Here is a 20,642-nt window from a genome sequence, read left to right as displayed (position 1 = left end):
GGGACCTTCTGGCAGGCGCTCGGGCTGTCGATCAACCAGATCTGCACGCTGCTGGTGGTGCTGGCAACCGTGGCCGCAGTGTATGTCGGCGTGGCGCTGCTCTTCAGCCGCTTCAGCCACCTGAATCCGGGGCGCGCGGCGGTGGTCAGCGGGCCGTTCCTCTGGCTGTTCCTGTTCTTCCTGCTGCCGTTCTTCATCGTCCTGAAGATCAGCTTCGCCGAAGCCGACGTGGCGATCCCGCCGTATACCGAGATCTACAGCTACGCCGAGCAGAAGCTGGAAATCATCCTCAACCTGGGCAACTACCTGTTCCTCACCGAGGACGAACTGTACCTGGCGGCGTACCTCGGCTCGTTGAAGATGGCGGCGATCAGCACCATCGTCTGCCTGTTGATCGGCTACCCGATGGCCTACGCCATGGCGCGGGCGAAGAAGGAGTCGCAGACCACGCTGCTGCTGCTGATCATGATGCCGACCTGGACCGCGATCCTGATCCGGGTGTACGCGTGGATGGGCATCCTCAGCAACAACGGCCTGCTCAACGGCTTCCTGCTCGACATCGGCCTGATCGACACACCGCTGCAGATCCTCAACACCAACCTCGCGGTGTACATCGGCGTGGTCTATTCGTACCTGCCGTTCATGATCCTGCCGCTCTTCGCCAATCTGGTGAAGCACGACAACAGCCTGCTGGAGGCCGCGTCCGACCTGGGCTCGAGCAACCTGAACAACTTCTGGAAGATCACCGTGCCGCTGTCGAAGAACGGCATCATCGCCGGCAGCATGCTGGTGTTCATTCCGGTGGTCGGCGAGTTCGTCATCCCCGAGCTGCTCGGCGGACCGGAGACACTGATGATCGGCAAGGTGCTCTGGCAGGAGTTCTTCAACAACCGTGACTGGCCGGTTGCTTCCGCCCTGGCGGTGGTGATGCTGGCGATCCTGATCGTGCCGATCATCCTGTTCAACCGCAACCAAGCCAAGGAACTGGAGGGCAAGGCATGAAGCACTTCCGCTTGACCACGTTCATGCTCTGGGCCGGGTTGCTGTTCATCTACGCGCCGATGCTGATCCTGGTGATCTACTCGTTCAACGCCTCCAAGCTGGTGACGGTATGGGGCGGCTGGTCGGTGAAGTGGTACGCCGGCCTGCTGGACAACCGCCAGCTGATGGGCGCGGTAATGCGTTCGCTGGAGATCGCCTGCTACACCGCCATCGCGGCGGTGGTGCTCGGCACCATGGCGGCCTTCGTGCTCACCCGCATTCCGCAGTTCCGCGGACGCACGCTGTTCGGTGGCCTGGTCACCGCGCCGCTGGTGATGCCGGAAGTGATCACCGGTCTGTCGCTGCTGCTGCTCTTCGTGGCGATGGCGCAACTGATCGGCTGGCCGCAGGAGCGCGGCATCGTCACCATCTGGATCGCCCACACCACGTTCTGCGCGTCCTACGTGGCGATCGTGGTGTCGGCGCGGCTGCGCGAGCTGGACCTGTCCATCGAGGAGGCGGCGATGGACCTAGGCGCGCGGCCGTGGAAGGTGTTCCTGCTGATCACCATCCCGATGATCGCGCCGTCCCTGGCGGCGGGCGGCATGATGTCCTTCGCCCTGTCGCTCGACGACCTGGTGCTCGCCAGCTTCGTGTCCGGGCCCGGTTCCACGACCCTGCCGATGGAGGTGTTCTCCGCCGTGCGCCTGGGCGTGAAGCCGGAGATCAACGCCGTCGCCAGCCTGATCCTGCTGGTGGTGTCGATCTTCACGTTCTTCGCCTGGTTCTTCGCCCGGCGCGCCGAGGAGAAGCGCAAGCGCGCGATCCAGCAGGCGATGGAGGCGGAAACCGGCGGGCAGAGCTGGCGTCCGCAGCCGGCGCCTGTGTCGCCGCCCAGCCAGAGCTGAGTCGACCGCCACGAAAAAAGGGCCACGCGAGTGGCCTTTTTTTCATCCGGCGAACGGCGCCGTGTCAGCTGCGATCGGCCAGCACGCCGATCAGGAAGAACACCAGCAGCAACACCGGCGCCAGCGTGTAGTTGTTGAAGTAGCCGAGGCCCTTGGCCACCCAGGGCGTGAAGAACACCATCGCCAGGCCGTAGCCGATGGCGCAGACCAGCACGAAGATCAGCGTGCGCAGGACGAAGTTCAGGCTGCCGACCGAGCGTTGCACCCAGGCGTTGATCGATGGGCCGAACTGCACCAGCAGCGTCGCCATCAGCGCCATGGCGATCTCGGAGAGGTGCCCACGGCACCAGCGCGAGAGGGTGGCGATCAGGTCGAGTACGAAGTCCATGCATGCTCCTTGAGTGGGGGGTGGACGGGGCGCGCTCAGGTCCGTGCACGGTCCGGCGAGCGAGGGTCGGGAAGGCGAAAAGGCCAGGATGTGGAGTTTACGGGGTGCCAATGCGCATTACCCGTCTCGCTCGCCCTGTGGGCCGCGCCGGAGGGCGCCAGCCGCAAGCCGCTTTCCGGCAAGCGGGCCGATGCCTGGACCTTCAGGGCAGGAAGCGCTGCAGCAGATCGTTGAGGAACAGCTGGCCATGCGCAGTGGGCCGCAGCCGGCCCGGGTCTTCATCCAGCAGGCCGGCCTGGCGCGCCCCGGCGCAGGCGCTGGCGATGCTCGACAACGGCAGGCCGGTGCGTTCGCTGAAGCGCTCGGCCGGCACGCCGTCGACCAGGCGCAGGGCGTTCATCATGAACTCGAACGGCAGGTCCTCGGCGAGCAGCCGCTTCTCACCGGCCTGGAAGGGTTTGCCGGCATCCAGGTAATCCTTCGGCAGGCGGGTCTTCCAGGTGCGGCGGATATCGCCGTTCGGGCCGCTGAGTTTGGCGTGGGCGCCGGCGCCGATGCCGAGGAAGTCGCCGAAGCTCCAGTAGTTCAGGTTGTGCCGCGCCTGGCGCGCGGGCCGGGCGTAGGCCGAGGTTTCGTACTGCACATAGCCGTGTTCGGCGAGCAGCGCCTGGCCGGCTTCCTGGATGTCCCAGAGGGTGTCGTCCTCGGGCAGCTCCGGCGGCTGGCTCCAGAACACCGTGTTCGGCTCCATGGTCAGCTGATACCAGGACAGGTGCGTCGGCGCCTGGGCGATGGCGATGCGCAGGTCGGCCAGCGCGTCCTCCAGCGACTGCTGCGGCAGGCCATGCATGAGGTCGAGGTTGAAGTTGTCGAAGCCGGCGGCGCGGGCCATGTCGGCGGCGCGGATCGCCTCGTCGCCGTCGTGGATACGCCCCAGCGCCTTGAGCTTCTCGGCCTGGAAACTCTGCACGCCGATCGACAGGCGATTGATGCCCAGCGCGCGGTAGTCGACGAACTTGGCCTGCTCGAAGGTGCCGGGATTTGCTTCCAGGGTGATCTCGATGTCCTCGGCGAACGGCACGCGACGCTCGACGCCCTGCAGCAGACGCCCCAGCGCGCGGGCGGAAAACAGGCTCGGGGTGCCGCCGCCGAAGAAGATCGAACTCAGCGGACGGCCGTGGACATGGACCAGATCGAGCTCAAGGTCCGCCAGCAGGGCATCGACGTAGGCGTCTTCCGGAAGCTCGGGGCCGGCGGCGTGGGAGTTGAAGTCGCAGTACGGGCATTTGCGCACGCACCAGGGAATATGGATGTACAGCGCCAGGGGCGGGAGCTGGAAACCCGTGCCCTGGTTCCGACTCCCCGCGCCCTTCGCGGCAGGGGGAGAGGGCGTCGGGTTCATGCCAGGCCCAGGCGCTGCTTCAACAGCGCCATCGCCAGCGCGCGGTGGCTGATCTGGTTCTTCTCGACCGGGCCCAGCTCGGCGCTGGAGCAGTTGCGCTCCGGCACCCAGAACAGCGGGTCGTAGCCGAAGCCGTGGGCGCCGCGCGCTTCGTTGAGGATACGACCGTGCCAGAGGCCTTCGCAGAGGATCGGCAGCGGGTCGTCGGCATGCCGCACCAGCGCCAGGCAGCAGACGAACTGCGCGCCGCGCTCGGCTTCCGGCACGTCCTTGAGCGCCAGCAGCAGCTTGGCGTTGTTCGCCGCATCGCCCTGGCCGTCGGCATAGCGCGCCGAATAGATGCCCGGCGCGCCGCCGAGGACGTCCACCGCCAGCCCGGAATCGTCGGCCAGTGCCGGCAATCCGGACAGCCGCGCGGCGTTGCGCGCCTTGAGGATGGCGTTCTCGACGAACGACAGGCCGGTTTCCTCCGGTTCCACCGGACTGAACTCGCCCACCGAGCGCAGCTTCACGCTGGCGCCGAGCATGGCCTGGAGTTCCTTGAGTTTGCCGGCGTTATGGCTGGCGAGGACCAGTTCGTTGAACATGTTCATTCGTCCGGAAAGATTTCCTGGGAGAAGTCGAGGCTCTGCTCGGCGCCGCCGGCGGCCTTGATCTTCAGCGAGAAGGCGAGCATTTCCCGCGACTCGATGGGGAACTGCGCGAGGTAGTAGATCGACTCGCCCTCCCGGACCTGGCGGAAGGTCAGCGCGGTGCGCTTGCCGAGCAGGTCCTTCACCTCGCCACGCATCTCGCCGGCGGCGGGCTTGCCGGCCTCCACCAGGGCGACGTTGAGCACGCCCTGCTGCTTGCTGCGCACCAGGCCGGCCGCGGCGGCCACGTCCGGCTGCAGGAAGCTGGAGTTGAACGCACTGTAATGCACGTCCAGCGCGCCGAAGCTTTGCTTGCGTTCGGCCAGCGCCGGCACGGCGAGGCAGAGGGCTACGAGGAACAGGGTCAGGCGGCGCATGGTCGGGGCTCCAGGGTGATGATCGGGATTCAGACGGCGATCAGCGCGTCGGCCACGCTCGGGCCGCAGACCCGGTAGATGCCGATCTCGCCGAGCAGGTTCGGCCACAACCGGCTGCCGAGGCTGTGGCGGTGCTCGCGGTCGACCGCCAGGCGGTCCTGAACGCGCACCTGCAACTTGTGGCAGAGCGCCTCGAAGTCCTCGAAGGTGCAGAAGTGGATGTTCGGCGTGTTGTACCAGGTGTACGGCAAGAAATCCGACACCGGCATGCGGCCCTTGCTCGCCAGGTACCAGCGGCAGCGCCAGTGGCCGAAGTTGGGGAAGGTGATGATGCAGGTCTTGCCGACCCGCAGCATTTCTTCCAGCACCTTGTCCGGGTAGTGCATGGCCTGCAGCGACTGGGTCATCACCACCACGTCGAAGCTGTTGCTGGCGAAGTTGCCGAGGCCCTTGTCGAGGTCCTGCTCGATGACGTTGACGCCCTTGCGCACGCATTCGGCGATGTTGCCGGGGTCGATTTCCAGCCCGTAGCCGCTCACCGACTTGTTGTCGCGCAGCCAGGCGAGCAGTTCGCCGTTGCCGCAGCCGAGGTCGAGCACGCGGCTGCCGGCGGGAATCCAGTCCTGGATGATGTCGAGGTCGGCGCGCATGGTTACACCAGAATCCGGTTCATGTAGCCGCCAAACGCCTGCAGGTAGCGCGGGATCGGCATGAGGAAGGCGTCGTGGCCCTGCGGGGCGTCGATTTCCAGGTAGCTGACGTTCTTCTTCGCGGCGATCAGCGCCTCGACGATTTCCCGCGAGCGGGCCGGCGAGAAGCGCCAGTCGGTGGTGAAGGACATCACGCAGAAGTCCGCCTCGACCTTCGCCAGGGTCCGCGCCAGGTCGCCGCCGTGGGCCGCCGCCGGGTCGAAGTAGTCCAGCGCCTTGGTCATCAGCAGGTAGGTGTTGGCGTCGAAGCGCCCGGAGAATTCCTCGCCCTGGTAGCGCAGGTAGCTTTCCACCTGGAACTCGACGCTGTGGAAGTCGTAGTTGAGCTTGTCGGTCTTCAGCTCGCGGCCGAATTTCTCGCCCATCGCGTCATCCGACAGGTAGGTGATGTGGCCGACCATGCGCGCCAGCATCAGCCCGCGCTTGGGGATCACGCCCTGTTCCTGGAAATGCCCGCCGTGGAACTGCGGGTCGGAGAGGATCGCCTGGCGCGAGACTTCGTTGAAGGCGATGTTCTGCGCCGAGAGCTTCGGCGCCGAGGCGATCGCCAGGCAGTGGCGGATGCGCTGCGGGTAGCTGATCGCCCATTGCATCGCCTGCATGCCGCCGAGGCTGCCACCCACCACCGCCGCCCACTGGGCGATGCCCAATGCATCGGCGAGGCGCGCCTGGCTGTTCACCCAGTCCTCCACCGTCACCACCGGGAAGTCGGCGCCGTAGGGGCGGCCGCTCGCCGGGTTGATGCTGCCGGGGCCGGTCGAGCCGTTGCAGCCGCCGAGGTTGTTCAGCGAGACGACGAAGAACTTGCGCGTGTCGATGGCCTTTCCCGGGCCGATGCAGCTGTCCCACCAGCCGGGCTTGCGCTCGCTGTCGCTGTGGTAGCCGGCGGCATGGTGATGGCCGGACAGGGCATGGCAGATCAGTACAGCGTTGCTGCGCGCCGCGTTCAGTTCGCCGTAGGTTTCGTAGACCAACTGATAGCCGTTCAGATCGCGTCCGCAGGCCAGCGCCAGCGGCTCGCTGAACGTCATCACCTGCGGGCTGACCAGACCGACCGAATCATCGGGGAAGACAGAGGACATCGACCCTGCTCTCGCGGAAATAAGGCGGCAAAGTCTAAAGGGAAGCGCCGGGCAATTCACCCTGTATCGGCGCAGCGGGAAATCGCGCGGCGGGCGCCGCCGAGCGTTGCGGTCAGAGGCGCATCGCTCCCGGCAGGCTGACCACCTTGGCCTGGCGCTGGATCGGCGCCGGGAGGCGGAGGACGCGCAGCATCTCGTTGGCCTGGGCCAGCTGTTTTTCCAGGTCGGCGAGATAGCGCTCGAGCACCTGCCCGCGCTGGCGTACCTGCCGGGTGCGCTGGGCCAGCTCGCGCAGTTGCAGCATGTGGCCTTCGAGCGCCTGCTTGTGCTCCAGGGCGTGCTGCAGCAACGGCGTCAGCGCATCGCTCGCCCACTGCTCGGCGGCCTGGCGCAGGCGCCGGTGCAGGCCGATGACTTCCTGGGCGAGGGTGGCGAAGAAGCGCCGGGTCAGCGCGCGCTGCTCGGTGAACAGGGTTTTCGGGTGCAGGCGGAACTGGTCGGCCTTGACCCGCAACTGGTGCAGTTCGCGCAGGTAGCGGCTGGCGTCGAAGCGCGGTGCGTCGATGCCGAGCAACGGGTTCTCCTCGTTGTGCCGGCGGTAGAGGGCGCCGACCATCTTGTTGGCCATCTCGGCCTCCTGCTGCAGGTGGTGCAGGTCGGTGTCCACCGCATCGAAGAAGCCGAGGATCGCCTGGCCGATGCCCAGCGTGGTCCAGCTGCCGGTGAGGTTGCGGCGAACGTCCTGCAGGTGCTGCTCCAGGCGCTCCGGGCGCGACGCCGCGCGCAGCAGGTTGCCCTGGCGCTTGAGCAGGCGCTGGTTGGTCTTCAGGGTCAGCAGGCGCTTGTGGTGGCGAGCGTGCTCCTGGCGGGTACGCGCGGTCAGCTCGAACAGCAGATGGCCGTCGTCCTGCTGACGGCTGCCGAGCAGCGCCTGCTGTTCGCGGGCTTTTTCCAGGCGCAGCTGCAGCACGTGCTGGCTGTTGTTGAGCAGGCCGAGCACCTGGTTCACCACCTGGTCTTCGAGCAGCCGTTCCTTCTGCGCGACGATGCGCTCGCAGAGCAGCTCCTCGAGTTCGCCCAGCCGGCTGCGTTCGAGCAGCGCACGGTCGCCGCGGACCTTGGCCAGCAGGGCCTGCTTGGCCGACAGCGGCAGGACGTCCTGGATGTCGATGCCGAGCTGGCCGGCGCTGCTGGCCTGGATCTGGCGGATGCCGGCTTCGACGAAGTCCTCGCCGGCGAGGTCGTCCCACAGCGTGTCGATCTTGTTCAGCACGGCGAACAGGCTCGCCGGGGTGTCGTCGTCGATCTGGCGGATGTGCTGTTCCCAGATTTCCAGGTCGCTGGCGCTGACGCCGCTGTCGGCGGCGAGCAGGAAGATGATCGCCTGGGCGCCGGGCAGCATCGACAGGGTCAGCTCCGGTTCGCTGCCCAGGGCGTTCAGGCCGGGCGTGTCGAGGATGCGCAGGCCCTGGCGCAGCAGCGGGTGATCGATGTGCACCAGGGCGTGACGCCAGGCCGGCACCAGCACTTCACCGGGGCGGCCGCTGGCTTCCAGGGCGTCGGGGTGGAAACCCAGGGCAATCGCCTGTTCCACCGGCACCGGCTTGGCCTGCGCCAGCTGGGCGAAGGCCTGGGCCATGTTGTCCGGATCGCTGGCATCCAGCGGAATGTTCACCCAGTGCCGCGGAAGCCGCTTGAACTGCGCCACGCGGGTGGCGGAGATGCGCGTCTCGATCGGCAACAGGCGGATGTAGGGACGCTCGGAGCGCGGGTCGAAGAACAGCTCGGTGGGGCACATGGTGGTGCGACCGGCGCGCGAGGGCAGCATGCGCTGGCCGTATTGGGAGAAGAACAGGGCGTTGATCAGCTCGCTCTTGCCGCGCGAGAACTCGCCGACGAAGGCCAGGGTGATGTGGTCGGTGCGCAGCAGGCGAAGCGCGCGTTCGAGCCGGGCTTCCACCGCGTCGGAACCGAGCCGGTTGCTCGCCAGCCAGCTGCGGTAGCGGATGATCTCGCGGATCAGTTCGCGCTTCCATTCGACGTAGGCGTCCACCTGCTGGCTGAGGCGTTCCATGCTCATTCGATGCGTCCTGATGGCGGTGTGCGAGAGGCGCGATGCGGCGGCGCCCCTGGATTATGGAAAGGCCGACGCAGGGCTTCAACGCGGCGCCGGCATCGCCCGGCCGTAAGGTCGCTCAGGTGGGGCGAGCGGTCAAACCAGGGAGTGCGGGCAGTTGTCGCGGGTGGCGGATACGCACCCGCTTCTGGCGGTTCAGTTCGCCGCTTTCCAGGCTGACCTGGCTTTTCGACACGCCGAACGCCTCGGCGAGGAAGGCCAGCAGATGGGCATTGGCCTTGCCCTCCACCGGCGGCGCGGTGAGGCGGATCTTCAACCGGTCGCCGTGCAGCCCGGCGAACTCGTCGCGACTGGCCTTGGGCTGCAGGTGACAGGCGAGGAGCAGGTCCTCGCCGTCCCAGCGGAAGTACGCGCCGCTCACATGAACGGACTGAGGATTTTCGGCATTCCCGTCATCGCCGCGAGGTTGTTGATCACCAGCATGTCGATCAGGTTGAGCGCGATGAAGGCGAAGATCGGCGACAGGTCGAGCCCGCCGAGGTTGGGCAGGACGCGCCGGATCGGCGACAGCAGCGGCTCGCAGATCTGGTTGACCAGTTCGGCGGCCGGGTTGCGTGTGCCGGGCGCGACCCAGGACAGGATCACGCTGATGATCAGGGCGAAGAAGAACACCTTCATGAACAGCGAGGTGACGCCGATGATCGCCCAGATCAGAACCTGCAGGAGGAAGCCGCCGACGCCGTAGCCCATCAGGATCAGGGTGATCACCATCAGCAGCATCTGCACCAGGATCGCCAGCACCAGCGAGGCCAGGTCGACCCCGCCGAATCCGGGAATCACCTTGCGCAGCGGACGCAGCAGCGGCTGGGTGGCGCGCACGATGAACTGGCTCATCGGGTTGTAGAAATCCGCGCGGACCATTTGCAGGATGAAGCGCAGCAGGACGATCAGCAGATAGAGGCTGCCGAGCGTCTGAATCACGTAGATGGCGGCGGTGTTGAGACCGGTCATCGATAGCTCCTTATTGACCCAGTTGTTCGGCGAGTTCGGCGGAGCGCTGCGCGGCGGCGTCGAGCGCCTGCTGCACCAGCGCGTCGAATCCGCCCGCCTGGAACGCGGTGATGGCCGCTTCGGTGGTGCCTTTCGGCGAGGTGACGCGACGGCGCAGTTCGGCGGCCGGCACATCGCTTTCGCTGGCCATGCGCGCGGCGCCCAGGGCCGTCTGCAGGGTCAGCCGGGCGGCGGTTTCACGCGGCAGGCCGAGCTGTTCGCCGGCGGCGGTCATCGCCTCGATGAGCAGGAAGAAATACGCCGGGCCGCTGCCGGAGACTGCAGTGACCGCGTCGATCAGGCGTTCCTCGTCGAGCCATTCCACCAGGCCCACCGCGGACAGCAACTGCTCCGCCTGGGCGCGCTGTTCGCCACTGACCCGCGGGTTGGCGTACAGGCCGCTGGCGCCCTGGCGCAACAGCGCCGGCGTGTTCGGCATGCAGCGCACCAGCGGGCGTTCGCCCAGCCAGCTTTCGATGCTCGCGGCGGTGATCCCGGCGGCGATCGAGACGATCAGCTGGCCCTCGCGCAGGTTCGGCGCCAGCGCCAGGCAGACGCTCTTCATTACCTGCGGCTTGGTCGCCAGGACGATCACGTCGGCGCCCTCGATGGCCTCGGCGTTGCTCTCGAACAGCGCGATGCCGTGCTCGGCCGCAACGCGCGCGCGGGCATCCGCGCCGGGGTCGCTGGCGCGGATGCGCTCGGCCGGAACGCCCTGGGCGCGCAGGCCGCCGATCAGGCTGGTGGCCATGTTGCCGGCGCCGATGAAGGCGATGCGGGGACTGCTCATGCGGGGTTTCCTTTGTCGGAGGGGGTGGTGGCCTGCGGATAATCGCGCGCGCCGAACAGCGCGGTGCCGATACGAACCCAGGTCGCGCCCTCGGCGATGGCGGCCTCGAGGTCGTGGCTCATGCCCATGGACAGCGTGTCCAGCGGCAGCTCGAGTTCTTCGCCCAGCGTGCGCAGGCGCGCGAAGGCGGCGCGCTGTACGCCCGGATCGTCGCTCGGTTCGGGAATCGCCATTAGCCCGCGCAGGCGCAGGTTGGGCAGCGCGGCCACGGCCGCAGCCAGCGCCGGCAGTTCGGCGGCGGCGCAGCCGGACTTGCTGTCCTCGCCACTGACGTTCACCTGCAGGCAGATGTTCAGCGGCGGCAACCCGGCGGGGCGCTGCGCGGAAAGACGTTCGGCGATCTTCAGCCGGTCGACCGAATGCACCCAGGCGAAATGCTCGGCGATGGGCTTGGTCTTGTTCGACTGGATCGGCCCGATGAAGTGCCAGGTGAGCGGCAGGTCGGCCAGCTCGCGCTGCTTGTCGAGGGCTTCCTGCAGGTAGTTCTCGCCGAAATCGCGCTGCCCCGCGGCATAGGCTTCGCGCAGCGCGGCGGCGGGTTTCGTCTTGCTCACGGCGAGCAGTGAAATACCCTGGGAATCCCGCTGTACGGCCTCTGCCGCCCGACGGATGCGCGCGCCGACCTTTGCAATATTCTCTGCTATCGTGGACATTACTTGCGCTCTGCGACCCGCTTTAGAGGTCCGGCATTCTATCAGGCTGTCGGAAAGCGTAGCGAGCGAAGGTCGGGCTTCCCGCCCCGCCCGCCGCGCCTTCCTGTCGAAGCCATCTGCTCGTTCGTGATTGGGGATTTCCATGGATATTACCGAGCTGCTTGCCTTCAGCGCCAAGCAAGGCGCCTCGGACCTGCACCTGTCGGCCGGTCTGCCACCGATGATCCGCGTCGACGGCGACGTGCGCCGGATCAACCTGCCGGCGATGGAGCACAAGCAGGTGCACGCGCTGATCTACGACATCATGAACGACAAGCAGCGCAAGGATTACGAGGAATTCCTCGAGACCGACTTCTCCTTCGAGGTGCCGGGCGTCGCGCGTTTCCGGGTCAACGCCTTCAACCACAACCGCGGCGCCGGCGCGGTGTTCCGGACCATTCCCTCCAAGGTCCTGACCATGGAAGACCTGGGCATGGGCGACACCTTCAAGAAGATGGCCGACGTGCCGCGCGGGCTGGTGCTGGTCACCGGCCCGACCGGTTCGGGCAAGTCGACCACCCTGGCGGCGATGCTCGACTACCTGAACAACACCAAGTACCACCACATCCTCACCGTCGAGGACCCGATCGAATTCGTTCACGAATCGAAGAAGTGCCTGGTCAACCAGCGCGAGGTGCACCGCGATACCCTCGGCTTCAACGAAGCGCTGCGCTCGGCCCTGCGCGAAGACCCGGACATCATCCTGGTCGGCGAGATGCGTGACCTGGAAACCATCCGCCTGGCGCTGACCGCGGCGGAAACCGGCCACCTGGTGTTCGGCACGCTGCACACCACCTCGGCGGCGAAGACCATCGACCGGATCGTCGACGTGTTCCCGGCCGAGGAGAAATCCATGGTTCGCTCGATGCTTTCCGAGTCGCTGCAGGCGGTGATCTCGCAGACCCTGCTGAAGAAGATCGGTGGCGGTCGCGTCGCGGCGCACGAAATCATGATCGGCACGCCGGCGATCCGTAACCTGATCCGCGAGGACAAGGTCGCGCAGATGTATTCGGCGATCCAGACTGGCGGTTCGCTGGGCATGCAGACCCTCGACTCGTGCCTCAAGGGGCTGGTCGCCAAGGGCCTGGTATCCCGCGAGAACGCCCGCGAGAAGGCCAAGACCCCGGAAAACTTCTGAGGCCGCGGGCTGACATCCCGTCCTTTCCACCGATCCAGCAAGAACGGAGCTGCACGTGAGCGAGCCCATGGAATTCGAAAAACTGTTGCGCCTGATGGTGGAGAAGGGCGCATCCGACCTGTTCATCACCGCCGGTGTCGCGCCGTCGATGAAGGTCAACGGGCGCATCCTGCCGGTGACCAAGACGCCGATGTCGCCCGAGCAGACCCGCGAGACCGTGCTCGGCGTGATGAACGAGCAGCAGCGCCGCGATTTCGCCGCCCAGCACGAGTGCAACTTCGCCATCAGTGCCCGCGGTGTCGGGCGTTTCCGTGTCAGCGCCTTCTACCAGCGCAACCTGGTCGGCATGGTGTTGCGGCGGATCGAGACCAACATTCCGACCATGGAAGACCTGCGCCTGCCGGAAATCCTCAAGAAACTGGCGATGACCAAGCGCGGCCTGGTGATCTTCGTCGGCGCCACCGGCACCGGCAAATCCACCTCGCTGGCCTCGATGATCGGTTACCGCAACAAGAACTCCAGTGGCCACATCATTTCCATCGAGGACCCGATCGAGTTCATCCACCAGCACCAGAACTGTATCGTGACCCAGCGCGAAGTGGGCATCGACACCGAATCCTTCGAGGTGGCGCTGAAGAACACCCTGCGCCAGGCACCGGACGTGATCATGATCGGCGAGGTGCGCACCCGCGAAACCATGGACTACGCCGTGGCCTTCGCCGAAACCGGCCACCTGTGCCTGGCCACGCTGCACGCCAACAACGCCAACCAGGCGCTGGACCGGATCATCCACTTCTTCCCGGCCGACCGGCAGCAGCAGGTGTGGATGGACCTCTCGCTGAACCTGCGCGCCATCGTCGCCCAGCAACTGGTGCCCACGCCGGACGGCAAGGGCCGCCGTGCGGTGATCGAGGTGCTGCTCAACACCCCGCTGGCCGCCGACCTGATTCGCAAGGGCGAAGTGCACGAGCTGAAGTCGCTGATGAAGCGCTCCACCGAGCAGGGCATGCAGACCTTCGACCAGGCGCTGTTCAACCTCTACAACCAGGGCGAGATCACCTACGAGGACGCCCTGGCCTACGCCGACTCGGCCAACGACCTGCGCCTGATGATCAAGCTCGGTTCGGAAACCGACGGCGATCACCTCACCAGCGTGTCCCAGGGGCTTTCGCTGGAAGTCAGCGACGACGATCCGGGCCGGCGCTTCCGCTGAGGTTAACGCTCCGTAGGGTGGGCTTCAGCCCACCCAGGCTGCGCCCCTAAGTCGCCATGACCTCCTGTAGCTCGCTCGCCTGCCTGAGCACCTCCGCCAGTTCGGCGAAACGCTGCTCGCCGGCATCTGCGGCGCGCAGCACCGCGGCGGGATGGGGCGCCACCACCACCCAGCGACCCTGATGAGCGAAGGCCCGGCCAGCGTAATCGGCCAGGCGGACGCGTTGCGGGTCGTGGATTTCCAGCAGCGACGCCAGCGCGGTGCGGCCCAGGGCAACGATCACCTGCGGCTGCACCTCCTCCAGCTCCTTGCCCAGCCAGCCGCGGCAGGCCTTGATCTCGGCCGGTTTCGGCGTGGCGTGCAGGCGCGTGGCGGCGCGCCCGGCGATGCCGCCGCGCGGTTCCCACTTGAAGTGCTTCACCGCGTTGGTCAGGTAGATGTCTTCCCGGCGTAATCCGGCTTCGGCGAGGGCGCGCGCCAGCACCTGGCCGGCGGGGCCGATGAAGGGCTTGCCGGCCAGGTCTTCCTGATCGCCCGGCTGCTCGCCGAGCAGCATGATCCGCGCCCGCGGCGGGCCCTCTCCCGGCACCGCGCGGGTCGCGTCGCGCCAGATGTCGCAGTTGCGGCAGCTTTCCAGCGAGCTGGGCAACGGCCGCTCGGGCTGCGCCTTCTCGCGGGCGATCAGTACCTGCCGGCCATCCTGCTCGCCGACCGTGGCGGCCTGCGCCAGGCGCTGCTGCCCGGCGCGCGCCTGGCTCATCAGTCCGGCGATCAGCGGGCCTTCCGGGAGGTTCTTCCAGAAACGCGCCGGCATGTGTCCGCGCATCACCTTCTGGTTCAGCCGGGCGGGGTTGAAGGTGCTCGCGTAGTAGGCCTGCCAGAGTCGTTCGCCATCGTCGCGGATACCTTCGGCGAAGGCGCGCAGTTCGGCCGGGCAGCCCTCCTGGTAGTGCACGCGCGTGCCGTCGAAATGCGCGGTGCCGTCCGGCGTGGCGATCAGCCAGGTGCTGCGGCCCATGCGTTCGGCGAAGTGTTCGGCGCCGAGATCGAGTACGTCGTGGGCCGGCTCGTGCCAGGCGACGAACTGCGGCGCGCCGAGGGCGGCGTCGCGCTGGCGGAAGCGCAGGAACGCGTGCATGTGGTGCGCTTCGCGGCGCACCGCCTTGACCCGTCGCTGCAGCACGGCGCCGTCGATGTCGCCGGCGAGCATGGCGCTGCGGTCGCCGCCGGTGACGCGCCAGAGCACGCGGTAGAGCAGCGCCCAGCGGTCGTCGGCGCGAAAGCGGGCGGCGCTTTCCAGCAGGTCCGGCAATTCCCGCGGGACCTTGAGTGCGGCGCGCGTGACGGCGTAGCGCGCCGGCTCCTCGCCGACCGCGGCGAACAGGTCGTCGCAGGCGCTATCCACCTGCCAGGTGAGCGTGTGCGGTGCGACGCCGTCCTCCAGCAGCGTCCGGCACTCCTTGCGCCAGTCGGCGAAGCGGCCGGAGAAGCGCACCAGGCGCATCACCACAGTGCCATCTGCGCCGGCGTGTCGCTCAGCGCGCGGCGCAGCGTGGCGGACTCGAAGCCATCGCTGCGCGGCCGGTAGTCCTGCACCACGATGAACGGCTTGAGCTTGTCCATCGAACAGCGCATGCGCACCAGATCGTCGTAGCGGATGCGCCGCTCGCGCCGCAGCAGGGCCAGGCGCTTGGCGTTGCGCACGCCGATGCCGGGCACGCGGGCGATCAGCATCGGTTCGGCGCGATTGAGGTCCACCGGGAACTGCGCGCGGTGATTCAACGCCCAGGCCAGCTTGGGGTCGATGTCCAGCGCCAGGTTGCCGGGGCCGGCGAGCAGCTCCTCGGTGTTGAAGCCGTAGCCGCGCAGGAGGAAATCGGCCTGGTACAGGCGGTGTTCGCGCAGCAGCGGCGGTGCCTGCAGCGGCACCGTGGTGGGGCTCTGCGGGATCGGGCTGAAGGCGGAGTAGTAGACGCGCTTGAGCCCGTAGGCGCCATACAGCCGCTGCGCGGTGTCGAGGATGGTGCGGTCGTCGGTGGCATCGGCGCCGACGATCATCTGCGTGCTCTGCCCGGCGGGGGCGAAGCGCGGCGCGCGGGCCTCGCTGCCGGCTTCCTCGACGCCGAGGCGGATCGCGCCCATCGCCTGGCGGATGGTGCGGCCGTTCTTCTCCGGCGCCAGGTGCACCAGGCTGTCCTCGGTGGGCAGTTCGATGTTCACGCTCAGGCGATCGGCGTAGCGTCCGGCCTGGGCGATCAGCAGCGGATCGGCGTCGGGAATCGTTTTCAGGTGGATGTAGCCGCGAAAGCCGTGGTCCTCGCGCAGGCTCTGGGCGACGCGGGTCAGCTGCTCCATGGTGTAGTCCGAGGAGCGGATGATGCCGGAGCTGAGGAACAGGCCGCTGATGACGTTGCGGCGGTAGAAATCCAGGGTCAGGCGGACCACTTCCTCGGGCGTGAAGCGGGCCCGTGGCACGTTGCTGGAGCGCCGGTTGACGCAGTACTGGCAGTCGTAGAGGCAGAAATTCGTCAGCAGGATCTTCAGCAGGGCGACGCAGCGGCCATCCGGTGTGAAACTGTGGCAGATGCCCGCGCCATCGGTGGCGCCCAGGCCGTCCTTGCCGCGGGAGCTGCGCTTCGGTGCTCCGCTGCTGGCGCAGGAAACGTCATACTTGGCAGCATCGGCCAGCACGATGAGCTTGTCGGTGATGTCCATGATCTTTACCAAATACTGTATTTAAATACAGTATTCGTACAATTTTCCGCGCCTGCAAGCAAAGGGCGGCCCCGGCCGTCGGCGCGCCGAAATCGCTTCACTCCAGAGGAATAGCCATGCAACGACAGGACACGCACAGCAAGCTGATCGGTTATCTGCTGTGGATCTTCGGCTTCACCGGCGCGCACCGCTTCTACTACGGCAAGCCGGTCACCGGGACGATCTGGTTCTTCACCTTCGGCCTGTTCTTCGTCGGCTGGATCATCGACTTCTTCCTGATTCCGGCGATGGATCGCGAGGCCGACCTGCGCTTCAACGCCGGCCCGACCGACTACAACGTCGCCTGGCTGCTGCTGACCTTCCTTGGCCTGTTCGGCGTGCACCGCATGTACCAGGGCAAATGGCTCACCGGCATTCTCTACCTGTGCACCGGCGGGCTGTTCCTGGTGGGCGTGCTCTACGACTTCTGGACGCTCAACGATCAGGTGTCGATGCGCAACGCCCGCCTGCGCTAGGCGCGCGGTCGAGACGAAAAAAGCCCGCCGATCGGCGGGCTTTTCTTTTCCGGGCGTCAGGCGTGGTAGCAGACGTGGCCGTCGACCAGCGTGTAGCGCACCGCGCCGGGCAGCGCGTGGCCGAGGAACGGGCAGTTCGCGCCCCTGGAGCGCCAGGCCTCGCCGGCCAGGGTGCTGGCCGCGGGGTCGAACAGCACCAGGTCGGCGGCGGCACCGACGCGCAGGCTGCCGGCGGGCAGGCGCAAGGCGGCGGCGGGACCGTTGCTGAGGCGGGCGATCAGGGTGGGCAGGTCGAGCAGGCCGTCCTGCACCAGGGTCAGCGCCAGCGGCAGCAGCAGCTCGACGCTGCTGATGCCCGGTTCGGTGGCGCCGAACGGGGCCAGTTTGGCGTCCGCCTCGTGCGGCTGGTGATGGCTGGAAATCGCCGAGATCACGCCGCTTTTGAGCGCCTCGCGCAGCCCCGCGCGGTCGGCGGCGGTACGCAACGGCGGTTGCACGTGGTAGAGGCTGGAGAACTCGGCGAGGGCCTCGTCGGTGAGGATCAGCTGGTACAGCGCCACGTCCGCCGTCACCGGCAAACCGCGGGCCTGGGCCTCGCCGATCATCTGCGCACCGCGGGCGCTGGTCAGCTGGCTGAAGTGGGCGCGCACGCCGCTCTGTTCCACCAGCAGCAGGTTGCGCGCCAGGGCTACGGTTTCCGCGCTCTCCGGGATTCCCGGCAAGCCGAGGAAGCTGGCGGTCGGGCCTTCGTGGGCGAGGCCGCCCTCGGCCAGGTCGGCGTCCTGGGAATGCAGGACCACGGTCAGGTCGAAGGTCGCCGCGTACTCCAGCGCGCGGCGCAGGTTGCGATTGCTCGGGAAGTTGGTCAGGCCGTTGCCGAAGGCCACGCAGCCGGCGTCGCGCAGGGCGACCAGCTCGGCGAGCTGCTCGCCGGCGAGGTTCTTGGTCAGCGCGCCGATCGGGAAGACCTTGCAGTGGCCGGCCTCGCGGGCGCGGTCGAGGATCAGCTCGGCGACGGCCGGGGTGTCCAGCACCGGGCGGGTCAGCGGCGGGCAGCACAGGCTGGTGACGCCACCGGCGGCCGCAGCCAGGGTTTCGCTGGCGATGCTGCCCTTGCGGCTGTAGCCGGGCTCGCGCAGAGCGACGGAAAGATCGACCAGGCCCGGTGCGGCGACCAGCCCGTGGGCGTCGATCCGGTGTTCGGCGTCGAAGCCGGCCGGCGCGGCGCCGATGGCCTTGATCCGGCCGTCCTCCAGGTACAGGTCGACCACGCCGTCGTGGCCGCTGGCCGGGTCGATCAGGCGGGCGCCGAGGATGTGGGTACGCATCAGAGCTGCTCCTCGGTCTGCTGGTTGAGCTGGCGCTGCGCGGTCTGTCCGCTCATGGCCATGGACAGTACCGCCATGCGCACGGCGATGCCGTAGGTGACTTGGTTGAGGATCACCGAGTGGGCGCCGTCGGCCACCGCCGACTCGATCTCGACGCCGCGGTTGATCGGCCCCGGGTGCATGACGATGGCATCCGGGCGGGCCAGCGTGAGGCGCTGCTCGGTGAGGCCGTAGAGGCGGTAGAACTCGCCCTCGCTGGGCAGCAGGCCGCCCTGCATGCGCTCGCGCTGCAGGCGCAGCATGATCACCACGTCGACATCCTTGAGCCCGGCGGCGAGATCGGTGAAGACGCGCACGCCGTACTGCTCGATACCCACCGGCAGCAGCGTCTTCGGCCCGATCACGCGGATGTCCGGGCAGCCGAGGGTCTTCAGCGCGAGCATGTTGGAGCGCGCCACCCGCGAGTGCAGGACATCGCCGACGATGGCCACCGAGAGGTTCTCGAAGCCGCCCTTGTGGCGGCGGATGGTGAGCATGTCGAGCATGCCCTGGGTCGGGTGCGCGTGGCGCCCGTCGCCGCCGTTGATGATCGCCAGGTCCGGGCAGACGTGCTCGGCGATGAAGTGCGCGGCGCCGGAGTCGGCGTGGCGCACGACGAAGATGTCGGCGGCCATCGCCTCGAGGTTGCGCAGGGTGTCGAACAGCGTCTCGCCCTTGCTGGTCGAGCTGGTCGAGACGTTCAGGCTGATCACGTCGGCGGACAGCCGCTGCGCCGCCAGCTCGAAGGTGGTGCGTGTGCGCGTGGAGTTCTCGAAGAACACGTTGCACACGGTCTTGCCGCGCAGCAGCGGGACCTTCTTCACCGCGCGCGCGCCGACCTCGAGGAAGGAGTCGGCGGTGTCGAGGATTTCCGTGAGCAGCTCGCGCGGCAAACCGTCGAGCGAAAGGAAGTGACGCAACTGGCCCTGATCATTGAGCTGCAGTGAGCGCTTGGCGGCGATAGACATGGAGGTGGCCTTGTCAGGAGGCGGAGAGGGTCTTGGACTCGAGCGCGAGCGGCGCGGGGCCGATCAATTTTACCCGCTGGTCGGGGGCCAGCGACAGGGTGGCGCCAAGCACGTCTGCACGGATCGGCAGCTCGCCGGCCTCCAGGTCGAGCAGGCAGACCAGCGTCACGCTGGCCGGTCGGCCGTAGTCGAACAACTCGTTGAGCGCGGCGCGGATGGTCCGCCCGGTCATCAGCACGTCGTCGACCAGCACCAGGTGCTGGCCCTCGACCTCGAACGGTAGGGCAGACGGACGCACCTGCGGGTGCAGGCCGTTCTGGCTGAAGTCGTCGCGGTAGAAGGACACGTCCAGCGTGCCCAGCGGCGCGTCGCTGCCGAGCTCGGCGAGCAGCGCCTGGGCGACCCACACGCCGCCGCTGTGGATGCCGATGAAGCGGGGCTCGGTGATGCCGCGATCGGCCAGGTGGCGCTGCAGGTCGCGGGCCATCTGCGGTAGCAGGTCGGCGGGGTTGGGCAGGTTCATGGCGGTCTCCGTACAGAATTCTTGGTTGCGACGATCGGCCACCATGGCGCGTCGTCCTAGCCGGCGTGTTGCTCCAGCCAGCCTTCCAGCAACAGCGCGGCGGCGAGGGCATCCACCGGGTTGTCGCGATAGCCGCCCCGTTGGCCCTGGGCCAGGCGCTGGCCCTTGGCCTCGAAGGTGGTCAGGCGCTCGTCGTGGGTGTGCACCGGCAGGTTGAAGCGGCCGTTCAGGCGCCTGGCGAACTTCTCCGCGCGGGCGCTCATCTCGCTCGGCGTTCCGTCCATGTTCAGCGGCAGGCCGACGACGATGGCGTCCGGCTGCCACTCCTTGATCAGCGCTTCGACTTTCTGCCAGTCCGGCACGCCGTTCTGCGCCTTGAGCACGCAGAGCTCGCGCGCCTGGCCGGTGATCGCCTGGCCGACGGCGACGCCGATCTGCTTGGTGCCGTAATCGAAGCCGAGCAGCAGGCGCGGTGCGCTCATGCGTGGCCGGCCTGGGAAGTGAGCAGTGCGAGGTTGATGCCCAGGTGCGCGGCGGCGGCGTCCAGGCGACGTTCGGCCGGCATCTGGAAGAGGATGTCGAGGTCCACCGGGCAGCTGAGCCAGGCATTTTCGACCAGTTCGGCCTCCAGTTGCCCGGCTTCCCAGCCGGCATAGCCGAGGGCGATCAGGCTCTTCGCCGGGCCGTTGCCTTCGGCAATGGCGAAGAGCACGTCCTGCGACGTGGACAGCGACAGGTCACCGAGCGCCACGGTGGCCTGGTAGACCTCGCCCGCCGGATGCAGGACGAAGCCGCGATCGGTCTGCACCGGGCCGCCGGTGAAGATCGCGATGTCCGCACAGCGCGGCGCCGGCTCGCTGTCCGGGCGCAGCTGTTCGAGCACGTCGGCGAGGCTGAGGCCGTTCGGGCGGTTGATGATCAGGCCCATGGCGCCCTGATCGTTGTGCTCGACCAGGTAGATGACCGTCTGCGCGAAATTCGGGTCGGCCATGTGCGGCATGGCGATCAGGAGATGGTGCTTGAGGTAGCTGGGTGCGTCGATTTTCATGTCGCC

23 protein-coding genes are annotated in these 20,642 nt (G+C 67.5%); 5 read left to right on the top strand and 18 right to left on the bottom strand.

The features are described 5' to 3' along the window. The first annotated feature begins 120 nt into the window (after positions 1-120). On the top strand, positions 121-1,002 hold the full coding sequence (locus B3E91_RS03810) for an ABC transporter permease subunit (protein WP_175534294.1): 882 nt from the start codon (positions 121-123) through the stop codon (positions 1,000-1,002). Next, complete coding sequence (locus B3E91_RS03805; RefSeq protein WP_287028448.1) at positions 999-1,889, top strand: ABC transporter permease subunit; 891 nt, start codon at positions 999-1,001, stop codon at positions 1,887-1,889. The genes B3E91_RS03810 and B3E91_RS03805 overlap by 4 nt, the downstream gene beginning before the upstream one ends. 64 nt (positions 1,890-1,953) lie before the next feature. Here the strand turns inward: B3E91_RS03805 and B3E91_RS03800 are convergent, their stop codons facing one another. From B3E91_RS03800 to B3E91_RS03750, 11 genes are all read right to left on the bottom strand, one after another. Then, positions 1,954-2,277 carry a DUF3392 domain-containing protein gene (locus tag B3E91_RS03800; protein ID WP_090224861.1) on the bottom strand — a complete coding sequence of 108 codons (324 nt, stop codon included), beginning with the start codon at positions 2,275-2,277 and terminating at the stop codon, positions 1,954-1,956. Between the two features lie 202 nt (positions 2,278-2,479). Further along, the gene (gene hemW, locus B3E91_RS03795; protein ID WP_287028447.1) at positions 2,480-3,679 is read right to left on the bottom strand and encodes a radical SAM family heme chaperone HemW; all 1,200 of its coding nucleotides are present in this window, start codon (positions 3,677-3,679) and stop codon (positions 2,480-2,482) included. Beyond that, positions 3,676-4,272, bottom strand: coding sequence for an RdgB/HAM1 family non-canonical purine NTP pyrophosphatase (gene rdgB, locus B3E91_RS03790; RefSeq protein ID WP_090224865.1), 597 nt, complete (start codon positions 4,270-4,272; stop codon positions 3,676-3,678). The genes hemW and rdgB overlap by 4 nt, the downstream gene beginning before the upstream one ends. Beyond that, positions 4,269-4,688, bottom strand: a complete 420-nt coding sequence (locus B3E91_RS03785; protein WP_287028446.1) for a DUF4426 domain-containing protein — start codon at positions 4,686-4,688, stop codon at positions 4,269-4,271. Before B3E91_RS03785 ends, rdgB begins: the two co-directional genes overlap by 4 nt. 29 nt (positions 4,689-4,717) lie before the next feature. Continuing rightward, positions 4,718-5,338, bottom strand: a complete 621-nt coding sequence (gene metW / locus B3E91_RS03780; RefSeq protein ID WP_090224868.1) for a methionine biosynthesis protein MetW — start codon at positions 5,336-5,338, stop codon at positions 4,718-4,720. 2 nt (positions 5,339-5,340) lie between these two features. Beyond that, positions 5,341-6,480 (bottom strand): homoserine O-succinyltransferase MetX, encoded by a 1,140-nt coding sequence (gene metX / locus B3E91_RS03775; RefSeq protein ID WP_273233777.1) that lies wholly within the window; start codon positions 6,478-6,480, stop codon positions 5,341-5,343. A 112-nt stretch (positions 6,481-6,592) separates the two neighbouring features. Then, positions 6,593-8,560 carry a dynamin-like GTPase family protein gene (locus tag B3E91_RS03770; RefSeq protein ID WP_287028445.1) on the bottom strand — a complete coding sequence of 656 codons (1,968 nt, stop codon included), beginning with the start codon at positions 8,558-8,560 and terminating at the stop codon, positions 6,593-6,595. 115 nt (positions 8,561-8,675) lie between these two features. Then, on the bottom strand, positions 8,676-8,978 hold the full coding sequence (locus tag B3E91_RS03765; protein WP_273233775.1) for a DUF167 domain-containing protein: 303 nt from the start codon (positions 8,976-8,978) through the stop codon (positions 8,676-8,678). Then, complete coding sequence (locus B3E91_RS03760) at positions 8,975-9,568, bottom strand: YggT family protein (RefSeq protein ID WP_273233774.1); 594 nt, start codon at positions 9,566-9,568, stop codon at positions 8,975-8,977. The genes B3E91_RS03765 and B3E91_RS03760 overlap by 4 nt, the downstream gene beginning before the upstream one ends. Before the next feature lie 10 nt (positions 9,569-9,578). Next, positions 9,579-10,397: a pyrroline-5-carboxylate reductase gene (gene proC / locus B3E91_RS03755; protein WP_287028444.1), complete on the bottom strand. Its 819-nt coding sequence runs from the start codon at positions 10,395-10,397 to the stop codon at positions 9,579-9,581. Continuing rightward, positions 10,394-11,110, bottom strand: a complete 717-nt coding sequence (locus B3E91_RS03750) for a YggS family pyridoxal phosphate-dependent enzyme (protein WP_287028465.1) — start codon at positions 11,108-11,110, stop codon at positions 10,394-10,396. Before B3E91_RS03750 ends, proC begins: the two co-directional genes overlap by 4 nt. Before the next feature lie 142 nt (positions 11,111-11,252). Here B3E91_RS03750 and pilT point away from each other — a divergent pair, with 142 nt between their 5' ends. Both pilT and B3E91_RS03740 read left to right on the top strand, forming a co-directional pair. Beyond that, complete coding sequence (pilT, locus tag B3E91_RS03745) at positions 11,253-12,287, top strand: type IV pilus twitching motility protein PilT (protein WP_090224879.1); 1,035 nt, start codon at positions 11,253-11,255, stop codon at positions 12,285-12,287. A 67-nt stretch (positions 12,288-12,354) separates the two neighbouring features. Beyond that, a complete protein-coding gene (locus B3E91_RS03740; RefSeq protein ID WP_090225213.1) occupies positions 12,355-13,500 on the top strand; it encodes a PilT/PilU family type 4a pilus ATPase in 1,146 nt (381 codons plus the stop codon). Positions 13,501-13,546: 46 nt separating this feature from the next. Here B3E91_RS03740 and B3E91_RS03735 read toward each other — a convergent pair whose 3' ends face one another. Both B3E91_RS03735 and B3E91_RS03730 read right to left on the bottom strand, forming a co-directional pair. Then, entirely contained in the window at positions 13,547-15,004 is a 1,458-nt protein-coding gene (locus tag B3E91_RS03735; RefSeq protein ID WP_287028443.1) for a UdgX family uracil-DNA binding protein, read from the bottom strand. Beyond that, positions 15,004-16,215: a putative DNA modification/repair radical SAM protein gene (locus B3E91_RS03730; protein ID WP_273233770.1), complete on the bottom strand. Its 1,212-nt coding sequence runs from the start codon at positions 16,213-16,215 to the stop codon at positions 15,004-15,006. The genes B3E91_RS03735 and B3E91_RS03730 overlap by 1 nt, the downstream gene beginning before the upstream one ends. Positions 16,216-16,331: 116 nt before the next feature. Here B3E91_RS03730 and B3E91_RS03725 point away from each other — a divergent pair, with 116 nt between their 5' ends. Further along, complete coding sequence (locus B3E91_RS03725; RefSeq protein WP_090224882.1) at positions 16,332-16,730, top strand: NINE protein; 399 nt, start codon at positions 16,332-16,334, stop codon at positions 16,728-16,730. Positions 16,731-16,786: 56 nt separating this feature from the next. Here the strand turns inward: B3E91_RS03725 and B3E91_RS03720 are convergent, their stop codons facing one another. The 5 genes from B3E91_RS03720 to B3E91_RS03700 are packed head-to-tail and all read right to left on the bottom strand — an operon-like array spanning position 16,787 to position 20,636. Then, complete coding sequence (locus tag B3E91_RS03720; RefSeq protein WP_287028442.1) at positions 16,787-18,058, bottom strand: dihydroorotase; 1,272 nt, start codon at positions 18,056-18,058, stop codon at positions 16,787-16,789. Then, complete coding sequence (locus B3E91_RS03715; RefSeq protein WP_286785895.1) at positions 18,058-19,065, bottom strand: aspartate carbamoyltransferase catalytic subunit; 1,008 nt, start codon at positions 19,063-19,065, stop codon at positions 18,058-18,060. The genes B3E91_RS03720 and B3E91_RS03715 overlap by 1 nt, the downstream gene beginning before the upstream one ends. 13 nt (positions 19,066-19,078) lie before the next feature. Next, entirely contained in the window at positions 19,079-19,588 is a 510-nt protein-coding gene (gene pyrR / locus B3E91_RS03710; protein WP_287028441.1) for a bifunctional pyr operon transcriptional regulator/uracil phosphoribosyltransferase PyrR, read from the bottom strand. A 56-nt stretch (positions 19,589-19,644) separates the two neighbouring features. Beyond that, positions 19,645-20,070, bottom strand: coding sequence for a Holliday junction resolvase RuvX (gene ruvX, locus B3E91_RS03705; protein ID WP_273233766.1), 426 nt, complete (start codon positions 20,068-20,070; stop codon positions 19,645-19,647). Next, a complete protein-coding gene (locus B3E91_RS03700) occupies positions 20,067-20,636 on the bottom strand; it encodes a YqgE/AlgH family protein (RefSeq protein ID WP_287028440.1) in 570 nt (189 codons plus the stop codon). Before B3E91_RS03700 ends, ruvX begins: the two co-directional genes overlap by 4 nt. Between the last annotated feature and the right edge of the window lie 6 nt (positions 20,637-20,642).

The organism is Pseudomonas sp. UBA6310 (genome assembly GCF_002438225.1).
In the GTDB taxonomy this organism is placed as follows: domain Bacteria; phylum Pseudomonadota; class Gammaproteobacteria; order Pseudomonadales; family Pseudomonadaceae; genus Pseudomonas_O; species Pseudomonas_O kuykendallii.
The sequence above is the reverse complement of the archived record's forward strand: the minus strand, read 5'-3'. Positions and strand labels throughout refer to the sequence as shown.